The organism is Thiovibrio sp. Mzg5 (genome assembly GCF_055379285.1).
Map to the genome: position 1 here is coordinate 2,164,655 of NZ_AP022872.1, position 12,604 is coordinate 2,177,258.

Annotated in this window: 13 protein-coding genes; 10 read left to right on the forward strand and 3 right to left on the reverse strand. The window is 57.5% G+C overall.

Translation table 11 applies throughout. The features are described 5' to 3' along the window. The first annotated feature begins 25 nt into the window (after nucleotides 1–25). The 4 genes from ACZ46D_RS09965 (at nucleotide 26) to ACZ46D_RS09980 (ending at nucleotide 3,505) form a co-directional block, all read left to right on the forward strand. Nucleotides 26–415 (forward strand): sulfite exporter TauE/SafE family protein, encoded by a 390-nt coding sequence (locus ACZ46D_RS09965; RefSeq protein ID WP_464927286.1) that lies wholly within the window; start codon nucleotides 26–28, stop codon nucleotides 413–415. A gap of 128 nt (nucleotides 416–543) precedes the next feature. Then, on the forward strand, nucleotides 544–903 hold the full coding sequence (locus ACZ46D_RS09970) for a response regulator (protein ID WP_464927287.1): 360 nt from the start codon (nucleotides 544–546) through the stop codon (nucleotides 901–903). 38 nt (nucleotides 904–941) lie between these two features. Next, entirely contained in the window at nucleotides 942–3,056 is a 2,115-nt protein-coding gene (locus ACZ46D_RS09975) for a molybdopterin-containing oxidoreductase family protein (RefSeq protein WP_464927288.1), read from the forward strand. Continuing rightward, nucleotides 3,053–3,505, forward strand: a complete 453-nt coding sequence (locus tag ACZ46D_RS09980; RefSeq protein ID WP_464927289.1) for a 4Fe-4S dicluster domain-containing protein — start codon at nucleotides 3,053–3,055, stop codon at nucleotides 3,503–3,505. The genes ACZ46D_RS09975 and ACZ46D_RS09980 overlap by 4 nt, the downstream gene beginning before the upstream one ends. 308 nt (nucleotides 3,506–3,813) lie before the next feature. On the opposite strand, the gene ACZ46D_RS09985 is transcribed toward ACZ46D_RS09980, so the two are convergent. After that, nucleotides 3,814–5,928, reverse strand: a complete 2,115-nt coding sequence (locus ACZ46D_RS09985; protein ID WP_464927290.1) for an elongation factor G — start codon at nucleotides 5,926–5,928, stop codon at nucleotides 3,814–3,816. Between the two features lie 276 nt (nucleotides 5,929–6,204). Here ACZ46D_RS09985 and ACZ46D_RS09990 point away from each other — a divergent pair, with 276 nt between their 5' ends. Together ACZ46D_RS09990 and ACZ46D_RS09995 are read left to right on the forward strand one after the other, a co-directional pair. Next, nucleotides 6,205–7,182 carry a YhdH/YhfP family quinone oxidoreductase gene (locus tag ACZ46D_RS09990; RefSeq protein WP_464929281.1) on the forward strand — a complete coding sequence of 326 codons (978 nt, stop codon included), beginning with the start codon at nucleotides 6,205–6,207 and terminating at the stop codon, nucleotides 7,180–7,182. A 38-nt stretch (nucleotides 7,183–7,220) separates the two neighbouring features. Beyond that, nucleotides 7,221–7,805 (forward strand): hypothetical protein, encoded by a 585-nt coding sequence (locus ACZ46D_RS09995; RefSeq protein ID WP_464927291.1) that lies wholly within the window; start codon nucleotides 7,221–7,223, stop codon nucleotides 7,803–7,805. A gap of 258 nt (nucleotides 7,806–8,063) precedes the next feature. On the opposite strand, the gene ACZ46D_RS10000 is transcribed toward ACZ46D_RS09995, so the two are convergent. Together ACZ46D_RS10000 and ACZ46D_RS10005 are read right to left on the reverse strand one after the other, a co-directional pair. Next, a complete protein-coding gene (locus ACZ46D_RS10000; RefSeq protein WP_464927292.1) occupies nucleotides 8,064–9,011 on the reverse strand; it encodes a radical SAM protein in 948 nt (315 codons plus the stop codon). Between the two features lie 71 nt (nucleotides 9,012–9,082). Next, nucleotides 9,083–10,252, reverse strand: coding sequence for a tetratricopeptide repeat protein (locus tag ACZ46D_RS10005; RefSeq protein ID WP_464927293.1), 1,170 nt, complete (start codon nucleotides 10,250–10,252; stop codon nucleotides 9,083–9,085). A gap of 292 nt (nucleotides 10,253–10,544) precedes the next feature. Between ACZ46D_RS10005 and ACZ46D_RS10010 the strand changes: the two genes are divergently transcribed. The 4 genes from ACZ46D_RS10010 to ACZ46D_RS10025 all read left to right on the forward strand — a co-directional run bounded on the left by ACZ46D_RS10010 (nucleotide 10,545) and on the right by ACZ46D_RS10025 (nucleotide 12,549). After that, complete coding sequence (locus ACZ46D_RS10010) at nucleotides 10,545–10,943, forward strand: Fur family transcriptional regulator (RefSeq protein ID WP_464927294.1); 399 nt, start codon at nucleotides 10,545–10,547, stop codon at nucleotides 10,941–10,943. Nucleotides 10,944–11,057: 114 nt separating this feature from the next. Further along, the gene (gene rbr / locus ACZ46D_RS10015; protein WP_464927295.1) at nucleotides 11,058–11,633 is read left to right on the forward strand and encodes a rubrerythrin; all 576 of its coding nucleotides are present in this window, start codon (nucleotides 11,058–11,060) and stop codon (nucleotides 11,631–11,633) included. Nucleotides 11,634–11,657: 24 nt separating this feature from the next. Further along, a complete protein-coding gene (locus ACZ46D_RS10020) occupies nucleotides 11,658–12,032 on the forward strand; it encodes a desulfoferrodoxin (protein ID WP_464927296.1) in 375 nt (124 codons plus the stop codon). Nucleotide 12,033: 1 nt separating this feature from the next. Further along, nucleotides 12,034–12,549 (forward strand): ferritin, encoded by a 516-nt coding sequence (locus ACZ46D_RS10025; protein WP_464927297.1) that lies wholly within the window; start codon nucleotides 12,034–12,036, stop codon nucleotides 12,547–12,549. The last annotated feature ends 55 nt before the right edge of the window (nucleotides 12,550–12,604 follow it).

Sequence of the window (12,604 nt, forward strand, 5' to 3'; positions counted from 1 at the left end):
AGAATATTACCAGGAGGAATCCGTTATGAAAGTAGATTTCTGGGGTCATGAATTTGAAGTCAACATGTGGATCGGCTGCCTCGGCGGCTTTCTCATCGCCATCATGTCCTCGATGTTCGGCTTTGGCGGCGGCCCGTTCATGGTGCCGTTGATGACCGTTGCCCTGGGGCTGCCCATGTACATCGTGGTCGGCAGTTCGCTCTTGGCCATCTTCTTCAACACGGCCATGGGCACCGTCCGGCACATGCAGTTCGGCAACTTCGACCTGGTGCTCTTTCTGGCCATGTTTCCCGCCGCCTTGCTGGGGGGCTACCTCGGCCCGCAGATCGCCAAACGGGTGAGCCCGACGGTGGTGAAACGCGTTGCCTGCGCGGGGCTGTTGCTGCTTGCCCTTAACCTGCTGGGCGTTTATTAAAAAACCCATCGTCCAGATCCGGTTCCACGGCGTACTCCTCCCTTTTCTCGCCGTGGGGCCGGACCTGGCTCCGGCCTCGGGATAAACCTTTGGCCCAAGCACCCTGCGGATAAAAAGAGGGTAAATGTATGGCACACATTTTCGTCTTGGATGATGTCCTGGATGCCGCCGTACTGACCCAGCGAATCCTGAGCAAAAAAGGACACCAGGTAGCAATCTTCACCGAAGAGCTGGAAGCATTGCAGTATGCCAGGAAAAACCAGGTGGATCTGGCAATCCTGGACATAAATCTAAAAAAAACCAACGGGATCAGCGTGCTGGAGGAACTCAAGCGTGCGGACCCGACGATCCGGGTCATCATGCTCACCGGATATCCGACCATTGAAACAGCCCGGCAGGCCCTGCACCTTGGCGCGACGGACTATTGCGTAAAACCCATCGACAAGAGCGAGCTGGAACAGAAGGTATCCGCCGCGCTGGCCCATTGAGCCGCGCCCGGCAAGCCACCTCCACAGGAGTCATGATCATGAAAAAATCAGTCTGGAGCATGTGCGGCATGTGCACCGTCCGCTGCCCCATCCGGGTCGAGGTCGAGGGCAACAACGTGACCTGGCTCGAAGGCAACCAGCATTTATTGAAAGGCGCCCTCTGCGCCAAGGGTTCGGCCGGGCCTGCCCTGGTGGCCGACAAGGAACGCCCCCAGCAACCGCTGATCCGCAAGGGCGGCCGGGGAGCCGGCCGCTGGGAGGCGGTGAGCTGGGAGTTCGCCCTGGACTACGTCGCGGACAAGCTCAAGGCCATCATCGACCGCCATGGCCCGGAGGCGATCATGGCCAGCTCCAGGGGCGGCCCATTCCAGGATCTGGTCAAGGCCTTTACCCATGCCCTGGGCTCGCCCAACTACAGCAACCACGACAGCGCCTGCGGCCGGAATGTGCACCACGCCAGCATCTCGTTGTTCGGCCTGGGCCGAAAAGGCTTTATCTACGACATCAAAAACGCCAAGCACCTGGTGCTGTTCGGCCGCAACATCCTCGCCTCCCTGCGGCCCGCCGAGGTCAACCAGGTCATGGACATGCTGGACAAGGGCGGCAAGCTCACCTATGTTGACGTCCGCCAGACCCTGACCGGCATCAAGGCCACCAATTTCTTCCAGGTGCGGCCGGGCACGGATTACGCCCTGGCCCTGGCCCTGATCCACGAGATCATCAAAGCCGAGGGCTACGACGCGGACTTCGTGGAGCGCTACACCACCGGTTTTGACGAACTGGCCTATTTTGTGGAAAACTACTCGGCGGAATGGGCAGCCAAGGAATGCGGGATCAAGGCCAAGGACATCCATAGTCTGGTTGGCCAGCTCATTGCCGACCGGCCCAAGGTCATCTTCCATCCGGGCTGGATGCTCTCCCGCTACAACGATTCTTTTTACGCCAGCCGGGCCTTGAACTGCCTCAACGCCCTGATGGGCAACATCGAGGTCGAGGGCGGCCTCATCTTTGCCAAGGGTGCCGGAGACTGCGGCGGCAAGGGTCCACGCGCGCTCAACGAACTCTCGCCCAAGCCGACCGCCAAAAGGGCCGACGGGGTGGGAGACGTGTACAAACAGTTCGAGAAAGGACCGGGTCTCTTCCATCTTTTCTACAAGGCCATGGCCACGGGCAACCCGTATCCGATCAAGGGGATCATCTGCGTCCGCCACGACCCCTTCACCTGCTTCCCCGACCCGCAGGCCCAAAAGGAGGCGCTGGACAACTGCGACCTGATCGTTTCCGTCGACACCCACTACAGCGAGTTCGGCTGGTATGCCGATGTGATCCTGCCCGAATCGACGTATCTTGAGCGCGACAGCATGATCGCCCTGCAAAAGGGGATGAAACCCCGAATGATCATGCGCCACAAGGCCATCGAACCCCAGGCCGACACCCGCGACCTCTACAGCATCATCAAGGGGTTGGCCACCCGGCTCGGGCTGGACCAGTACTTCCCGCACAACACCATGCAGGAGCTCTGGGCCTGGCAGCTGGAGCCCACCGGCTTTTCCCTCGCCGATTTCGGAAAAAAGGGTTTTGTCGAATACGCCGACAAACCGGTGATGTACGACCGGGAGAAGCTGGAAGGCAAGTTCAAGACCCCTTCGGGCAAGATCGAGATCGTCAGCCAGAAGCTCAGCGAATGGGGATTTCCCTCCTGGAAGCCCTACGAGAGCCCAGCCAAGCCGCCGAAGGGCCAGTATCGGTTGGTGTTCGGCCGCTCGCCCCTGCATGCCCACAGCCACACGGTCAACAACCCGCTGCTCAACGAGATGATGCCGGAGAACACCCTGTGGATCAACACCAGGGAAGCGGGCAAGATGGGGGTTGCCGAAGGGGATTTCGTCGATGTCATCTCCGGCGATATCACCAGTGTGATCACCGCCAAGCTGACGGATTTCATCCACCCCGAGGCGGTCTACACTGTACACGGGTTTGGCCGTCAGATTCCCCTCCAAACCAGGGCCTACCATGCGGGCATGAGCGATCAGAAACTCATGAAGGGCCAGTTGCAGAACATGGACCCCGTGGGCGGCGGCCTCAACCTCTGCGAGACCTTTGTCACCGTACGGAAAAGCTCCAAAAACCATCAACGGAAGGTGGAACTATGAACACCTACACCTTGTATCTCAACAGCAAACGGTGCATAGGCTGCCACGGCTGCGTGGTCCATTGCAAAGCCAACAAGGGATTGCCGGTGGGCCCGATTCTCTGCGAGATAAGCCATGAACCGCTCAAATCGGTGCGGGGGGTCCCCAAAACCGAGTTCAAGTTCCGCTCCTGCTACCACTGCGAAGACCCGTTTTGTGTCACCATCTGCCCCACCGGGGCGATGAAAAAACGGGAAGACGGCATCGTCTATGTGGATGTGCCTAAATGCATCGGCTGTATGGCCTGTGCCGGCGCCTGCCCTTGGGGCATCCCCCAGCACAACCCGGAAACAAACAAGGCGGTGAAATGCGATTACTGCATGGACCGCCTGGATGCGGGGTTGCAACCGGCCTGTGTGACCAAATGCACCACCCATGCCTTGAAACTGGTTGCCATGAAGGAAATCTGATCCGTCCGAAAAAAAACCGGGCGTTATCCCCTGCGGATAACGCCCGGTGCCAATACCTTTCCGCGCAAGCCGCCACTCCTCTGCCCTGCCAACCCCCCATGAATACGCGCAAAAAATTAGTTGCCAAAAAACTAAAATAGAGTTATTAAGAATTCAATAGAATTACTAAACGCTTGGCGCCCGCCTGTCGCCATCCGCCGCAGTTGCCCCTTGTATCACACAGGCGAATCTCTCTCCTCCCCCTCGAGAGAAGCCGCCGGACGCAAGTCCGGCGGCTTTTTTTATTCCCACCCCTCCGAACTGCCCGATCAATCAGCGTTTTGGGCGGCCAGACTCTTCTGCACCTCAAACGGCACCGGCGCGTACTCCTTGAACCGTCGCTTGAAGCTGGCCCTCCCCTGGGTCAGAGATTTGAGGGCGGTGGTGTATTTGTACTGCTCGGCCAGCGGGGTCAAGGCCTTGATCACCTGATACCGACCCTGGGTTTCCATGCCGCTGATGATCGACCGCCGCGTCTGGAGATCTCCCATCACCTCGCCCATCACCTCTTCCGGCACCATGATCTCCATCTCGTAAATGGGTTCGAGGAGAAGCGGGTCCGCCGCCCTGAAGGCCTCCTTAAAGGCCTGGGCTCCGGCGATCTTGAAGGAGATGTCGTTGGAGTCCACCGCGTGCATCTTGCCGTCGAAGACCATGACCCGCACATCCCGTACATGGGAGCCGGTCATGGGGCCTTCCTGCATCTTCTCCATGACCCCCCGCTGGATGGAGGGCAGGTACTTGCCGTCGATGACCCCGCCCACGATGCAGTTATAAAACACCAGCTTGCCGCCCCAGGGCAGGTCGATCTCCTCGCGCCCGCGCACATTGAGGTCGGTGGGGTCCGGCGCCCCGTCCACATGGGGCTCGATACGCAGGTGCACCTCGGCGAACTGGCCCGAGCCGCCGGACTGTTTTTTGTGGCGGTACATGGCGGTGGCCGGCCTCTGGATCGTCTCCCGGTAGGGGATCTTCGGCTCCATAAATTCTGTTTTGATCCCGTACACATGCTCCAAACGCCAGCGGGCCACCTGCAGGTGCAACTCGCCCTGGCCCCAGAGAATCAGCTGCTTCACCTCCGAGGCAAACTCGGCCTTGAGGGTTTGGTCCTCGGTCTGCATGTCGCGCAGCGCCTCGCCCAGCTTCTCGTCGTCCTTCTTCTCCTTGGCCACGATGGCCGAACGGATGCGCGGTTCGGGAAATTCGATGGGCGCCACCCCCACCCGTTTCTCCTTGGCATGGAGGGTATGGTTGGTGTTGGTGGTTTTCATCTTCAAGGTCGCGCCGATGTCGCCGGCGGAGAGCTTCTTCACCTGGTTGCGCTCCTTACCATCCATGATAAAGAGCTGGGCCAACCGTTCGACGTCGCCGGTCTGGTAGTTGACCAGATCCTGCCCCTCGCTCACCTCGCCGGAACAGACCTTGAAAAAGGTGATCTTGCCGAGATAGGGCTCCACCAGGGTCTTGAAAACAAAGAGCACCGGAGGGCCTGCCGGATCGCAGGCGAGCTCCCCGCCGTCCAGGGTGTGCTCCGGCAGCATCTCGTAGGCCGTGGGGGCCACGTTATCGATGAAACCCATCATCCTCCCGCTGCCCATGTTCTGTTTGGCGGAGAGGCAAAAGATCGGGAAGAGCGACCGGTTGCGCATGCCGATCTTAAGCCCCATGCGCATCTCGTCCTCATCCAGGCTGCCCTTGTCGAAATACAGCTCCATCAGGCCCTCGTCGTTTTCCGCCGCCTTTTCCACCAATTCGTTATGGAGCTTGTCGGCCCGCTCCTTCTCGCTTTCGGGGATGGGCAGCTTCTCGGGCTTGCCGCCTGCGGGGGGAAAGCGGTACATGGTCATCTTGAGCAGGTCGATGATCCCGTTAAAGCCCGCGCCCTGATTAACCGGATACTGCATGAGCACCGCCGCCTTGCCGAAGCGTTCCTGAATGGAAGAAACCGCCTCGTCGTAGGCAGCCTTGGGATGATCCACCTGATTGATCGCAAAGATGGTGGGTTTACCGAATCGTTCCACCGAGTTCCAAACCAGCTCCGTGCCCACCTCCACCCCGTACTGGGCGTTGATCAGCATGACGCAGGTATCGGCCACCCGCAGGGCGGAGACAATCTCGCCCACGAAATCGTCCAACCCGGGGGTGTCGATGATGTTGATCTTGTAATCCCGCCATTCGGTGTGCAGGGAGGTGGCGTACACCGAGTTGCCGCGTTCGTGCTCGACCTGGTGATAATCGGAGATGGTATTTTTGTCCTCAACCGTGCCGCGTCTCTTGGTAAGCCCCGCCTCAAAAACCATGGTCTCGGCCAGGGTTGTCTTGCCGGATTTGACACTGCCCAGCAAAACGATGTTCTTGATGTGCTTGTCGTCATAGACTTTCATGCGGCGCCACCTCTCTTGGTCAATATGATTTCCATCCTGCCGGTTTGGGCCGGCAGGGCAAAAGGCATCAGGTTCAGGATAGCAAAAAAGAGAGGCAGACAGCAGATTTTTTTCCCGGGGAAGTAGGTTTTTCCCCCCGACCCAGCGGGCAAAGGTGGATGTTGGCGTTCCGCTCCGGATCATGGTATATTGCGCCCTTGCCAACAGCCCTGACGCGCACGTTTTTCCTGCCCACCAGCACAAAGGAGCATCCTCTTGCCTACCACCTTCCAGGCCATGGTCGTAACGCAAACCGCCCCCGATCAGTTTCAACGGGCCATCGTCACCAGAAACTTAAGCGATCTGCCTGACGGCGAGGTTCTGATCCGAGTGCGATACTCTTCGCTCAATTACAAGGATGCCCTTTCCGCCTCGGGCAACCGGGGGGTGACCAGGCGCTACCCGCACACCCCAGGCATTGACGCCGCAGGCGAGGTGCTGGAAAGCGCCTCCCCTGCTTTTTCCCCCGGCGACGCGGTCATTGTCTCCTGCTATGATCTCGGCATGAATACCCCAGGCGGCTTTGCCCAGAGGATCCGGGTGCCGGCCAAATGGGTTATGCCCCTGCCCGCCGGACTCACCCTGCGGGAGAGCATGATCTACGGCACCGCCGGTTTTACCGCAGCCCAATCCGTGGCCCGCCTTGAGCGCCACCCGGTCTTGCCGGAACAGGGCAAGATCCTGGTCACCGGCGCCACCGGCGGCGTGGGCAGCATGGCCGTGGCCATGCTTGCCTTAAGCGGCTTTACCGTGGCCGCCGCCACCGGGAAACCGGAGCAGGCGCAATTTTTACGCGACCTGGGCGCCCAGGAGATTGTCCCTCGGGAAAACAGCATCGACCGCAGCGGCCGGATGCTCCTCAAGGGAAAATGGGCCGGGGTAATCGATACGGTGGGGGGCGAGATGCTGGCCACTGCCATCAAGTCCACCCGCTATGGCGGCGCGGTAACCTGTTGCGGCAATACGGCCTCTCCGGACCTGCCCCTGAACGTCTACCCCTTTATCTTGCGGGGGGTGAGCCTTATCGGCATTGACAGCGCCGAATGCCCCATGGCGATCCGCATCCCCATCTGGCAGAAAATCGCCACCACCTGGCGGTTGCCAAACCTCGAACGGGTTGCCACGGAAATTTCGCTCAAGGAGCTTGACCAACATATCGAATGTATTCTACAAGGAAAGCAGAGGGGTCGGGTGATCCTCAATCTTGATGCCTGAGCCTCGCTTTTCTCCCTACCTTGCGAAAGGGAACCGCCATGCGCCTGCACACCACCATCCTGCTCGCCCTTGTCCTCTGCCTAGCCCCGGGATGCTCAGGCATGCTGCCTGTGGCCAAGACTACGGACGAAACCCGCTGGGAGAGCTTTGAGCAGGTCAAGGGTTCCTTTGACCTGATAACCCCTTTTGCAACCACCAAAGCCGACCTGCAAAAGCTTGGCTTCGACCCTTACCAAACCTCTAATATCCAGATTCTCAACTATCTGGCTATCATCGCCAAATTCATGCCCAACACCAATATCACCAAGGCCGATCTGCCCCCTGGCCTTCAAGGCTGCGTGGAGGCAACGGATTCCTGTATCGCCTATGAGCTGAAGACCCAGAACCTTAAAAGCCAACGGCATGGCAGCCTTTTCCTTGACCTCTTTCGCTTCAAGCGCCAGTCCCACCAGTCCGGCTGGCGCTTTTCCGCCTTCATTGTCCTGGTGGACGATCTGGTGGTGTACAAACTCTGGGACGGCCAGCCTCGCATTGAAGGCGAAGTTTTTAAAAAGAACCCCCTCGGCCCCCTCCAGGAACCTGCGGACCTGGCCACGGATGCCGCGGTGGTCGGGACTTTTTAGCAGCCCGCTGGTTCAGGACCAAAAAAATATGGAGAAATTCCATCCATCCTCTTGGAAAAGGAAAATTTTCGGTGGGGAGACTTGACGAGCTGTACCTCTCGGAGAGACCTTAAAAACGGAAAGGTGATCGGCATGGAGATGATGGACTTCTTAAAGAAATGGTTCGTGGAGCACCTGCAGACGATGGGGATTACCGCTATGTAATTTTTTTTAAGGGAGTTGGCGTGTCCACACTTCCTGAAATACCTCAATCCGTTTTCAAACAACACCCAGGGCTCTCAGCATGGCGAGGAAATCACGCTGCTCGAACCGAGTCAAACCTGCCTGACCGGCCAGTTCCAGCGCTTGACGGTACTCCTCCGGTCGCAGCATACGGTCAAGGGGCGGGAAGTTCATGGCCTCGCCGCAGGGACGGTACTGATCCATGACATTGACATAGGTGTTGGACGAAATATCCCTGGCCAGAAAGCCAAAGATCTCACGGCTCTCCCCCAGCCCCTCCGGCATGACCAGATGGCGCACCAGGAGCCCACGCTCGGCAAGCCCCTCACCATTGATCCGCAGATCCCCCACCTGACGGTGCATCTCGCCCATCGCCAGCCTAGCTTTTTCCGGGTAGTCCGCTGCCTTGGCAAACCTGTGGGAACTCGCTCTTGACCAAAACTTGAAATCCGGCATGTAGATGTCGATTATTCCGTCAAGAAGCCGGAGGGTATCCACCTCGTCATAGCCGCTGGTATTGTATACCAACGGGGCGGAGAGTCCGGCCTCAACGGCAAGCGGCAAGGCCTCCAGTATCTGCGCCACCACATGGCTGGGCGTCACCAGATTGATGTTAAGACAACCCTGCTGGCCGAGACGCACCATCATCGCTGCCAGTTCCGGGGCGGTGACCTCCTCCCCCTCTCCCAGGTGACTGATCTCGTAGTTCTGACAGAAGACGCACCCGAGGTTGCAGTTGGCAAAAAAGATGGTGCCGGACCCGCCCCGCCCAACCAGTGGGGCTTCCTCGCCGAAATGGGGATGATAGGCCGAAACCACGGCCAGCCGGCCGGTGCGGCAGAAACCCTGCTCCCCGGCCAACCGGTTCACCCCGCAGCGCCGGGGGCAGAGATCGCAACCGGCCAACCGTTCCAGAGCCGCATCCTTTCGCCGAAGCAGCTCACCGCTGGCGTGGAGGGCAAGATAGCCTGGGGCAGAAGACATTTCAGACAGCTCCCTTAACTCCCCCACCCGCCTAGGATGGAACTGCTGTCACCCATGGACTTGCCAGGTGTTCAGTATGCCTCATGTTTATCCAGCTGCATGATGAGGGCCATCGCATTTTCAGAATCAGGATTTTGTCGGAGAACTTGGTAAAGATAGTTGCGGGCAGTCTTGTAATCTTTCAGGTCGACCAACAGCACCGCATAGTTGTAGTTGAGTGTTTCGTCGTCAGGCGCAATCCCCAAGGCGCGTTTGTAATATTTTTCAGCCCGCTCATACTCCTTGCGCCGTCTGCAGATAATGCCCATCTGGTTTAAAAAAGCAATGTCCTCCACACCCTCGCCCATGCTCCGCTGCATGATCGCCTCGGCCTCTTTATCCATATCGAAGTCCAGGCAGGTCTCTATATACTTCGGGGGCAGCGTCGCCTTCTTTCTGGAGAGCTTCAGCGCCCTGGCCAAGGAAGCTTTTGCTTCCGCCGTGTTGCCCACGGTTTTGAGCTGTACCGCCAGATCCAAATACCGCTCCGGGGTGTTAGGAGAAATCTCGATCGCTTTTTTCAGCACGTCCAAGGCGTTGATCTGATCGCCTTTAAGCCGATAAATCCGGGAAAGCCCATCCAGAGACCTGACATAGAGATCATTGCTACAGTCCTTGCACCGCTTGTAATTTGCCTCGGCCTCATCCATCTTGCCGATTTTTTCCAGCGCCTGGGCAAGATGGAAATAGGTGGCTGACTGGCCTGGCTGCAGATCCCTGGCCTCTTCCAGGGATTGGATGGCGACCTCGTGTTGTCCTTCCCGCAAGTATTTTTTGCCTTTGAACAACGCACGATGGTATGGGTCTGGATCGTAGGTCTTCTGAAGGGCGGAATACATCTTTTGCCGGATGACCACCTCGGTCACGGGCTTGACCAGATAGGCATCGATGTGCTCCTCGGTCACGGACATGATCCGGTCCATGTCATCGACGCAGGTGACCATGATGAACGGCAGGGGCCAATATTTTTCCGAATTTCGGATACGTTGGAGCAACTGCAGTCCGTCCTCCTCCGGCATCAGCATATCCGAAAGAACGATATCAATCTGCCCTTCGAACGACTGGATCTTGTCCCACGCTTCCTTGCCGTTCCTGGCCGTGATGACGTTTTGATAGCCGATATTCCCCAACATGTTGACAATCATGGTGAGCGTGGAGAGGTTGTCTTCGACAACGAGGCATGTACAGTTTTGATGTTTCAAATTACGTCCTTCAGACAAAACAGGATATCCATATTGCCCATTGGGCAAGCCCTAGTTTTTCTCATGGTAGTTACATTATTGTCATCAGAATGCGGCTAAAAGTCAAAAATCCCAAAAACAGAAAGGCTGCTGTTTGCCATTTTGGCCATGCTTTTCAATAACTACAATGCGTCACAAAAATCAACCCCGAGAAAAATGAGCTGGATATGTTACACCATTCCGGGACAAAAAAACCTTGCGCTCACCTTGATCTCCCTGTAATAAGAATTATTATCAACTCAGGAGGAAGATCATGTCGCAACTCAACAACCACAGCCTGCGGATAACCAAGCAACGCCAGATCATTCTCGATGAACTGTGCAGCGTGACCTCGCACCCCACCGCTGATGTGCTCTACCAGATGGTGCGCAAACGGTTGCCAAAAATCAGCCTGGGTACGGTCTACCGCAATCTTGAGATCATGTCCGAGTGCGGGATCATCCAAAAATTGGATATCGGCGGCACACAAAAGCGTTTTGACGCTACACCCCATGTCCATTACCATGTGCGCTGCAACCAGTGCGGCCGGGTTGATGATCTTGATCTTCCCCCGGATTTCAATGTGGAAAAAGCGGCGGGCAAGCTGACCTCTTTTAAAATTCTCCGGCACCGTCTGGAATTCACCGGCATCTGCCCGCAATGCCAGCCCTGATTTTCTCCCGATCTGTTTTTTCCCACACAGACCACCGGGAAATATGTACAATACAATAAAAATCCAACCACTTTTCCGAGACAATTGTCGCATCCCACGCAGGAGGTTATTCCCATGGGCTCTTTGAAAGGCTCCCGTACAGAAAAAAACATCCTCACCGCCTTTGCCGGCGAATCCCAAGCCCGCAACCGGTACACCTATTTTGCCTCCCAGGCCAAGAAGGATGGCTTTGTCCAGATCTCCGACATCTTCACCGAAACGGCCAACCAGGAAAAGGAACATGCCAAACGGCTGTTCAAGATGCTGGAAGGCGGCGAGGTGCAGATAACCGCCAGCTTTCCCGCGGGGACGGTCGGCACCACCCTGGAAAACCTTGGCGAAGCCGCGGCTGGAGAAAACTACGAACAAACCACCATGTATCCTGAATTTGCCAAGATTGCCCGGGAAGAGGGCTTTCCCGACATAGCCGGGGTATTCATGGCCATTGCCGTGGCGGAGAAGCAGCACGAAAAACGATACCGGGATCTCATGGCCAATATCGAAAAAGGCCGGGTTTTCAAAAGAGACGCCACGGTGACCTGGCGCTGCCGCAACTGCGGCTATCTCCACGAGGGCACGGAAGCCCCGGAAAAATGCCTGGCCTGCGCCCATACCCGGGATCATTTTGAACTGCATGGCGAAAACTGGTAACCCAACATAAGAGGAGGAAATACCATGGCCGAAAAACTGCAAGTGTATAAATGTGACGTGTGCGGCAATATCGTCGAGGTCCTGCACGGCGGGGTCGGTGAGCTCGTCTGTTGCGGCCAGCCCATGACCCTACAGACCGAAAACACCGTCGATGCCGCCAAGGAAAAACATGTGCCGGTGATCGAGAAGGTGGCGGGTGGCTACAAGGTGAAGGTCGGGGCCGTTGCCCATCCCATGGAGGAAAAGCACCATATCGAATGGATCGAACTTATCGCCGGGGACAAGGCCTACCGCCAGTTCCTGAAAGTCGGAGAGGCCCCGGAGGCCTTTTTCGCCGTGGACGCGACCTCCGTCAGCGCCCGCGAATTCTGCAACCTCCACGGACTATGGAAGGCCTAAGATGCTGAGCAAAACCATAGAAAAAGCTCTCAACGAGCAGATAAACGCGGAATTTTATTCCTCCTATATGTATCTGTCCATGAGCACCTATTTCGACTCCATCGGGTTGCCCGGCGCAGCCCAGTGGATGCAGGCCCAGACCCAGGAGGAATGGTTCCATGGCATGAAACTTTTTCGGTATGTCAATGAACGGGGTGGCCGGGTGGCCTTGAAGGCCATCAAACAACCCCCCGTCGACTGGAAATCGACCCTGCACGTGTTTCAGGATGTGCTCAGCCATGAGCAGAAGGTCACCGGCCTGATCAACAACCTGGTCAACCTGGCCCTGGACGAGCGCGATCATGCCACCAACATCTTCCTGCAATGGTTTGTTTCGGAGCAGGTCGAGGAGGAGGCCAATGTCGGCGCGGTGCTCGACAAGCTCAAGCTCATCGGCAAGGACGCCACCGCGCTGTTCACCCTGGACGCGACACTGGGGCAACGGGTCTTCACCCCGCCTCCGGCAAAGGGAGAATAGCGGTTTCCCGACAAAAGCGCAAAGGTAGCAACAAAAAACAAGCCCTGCCGACCGG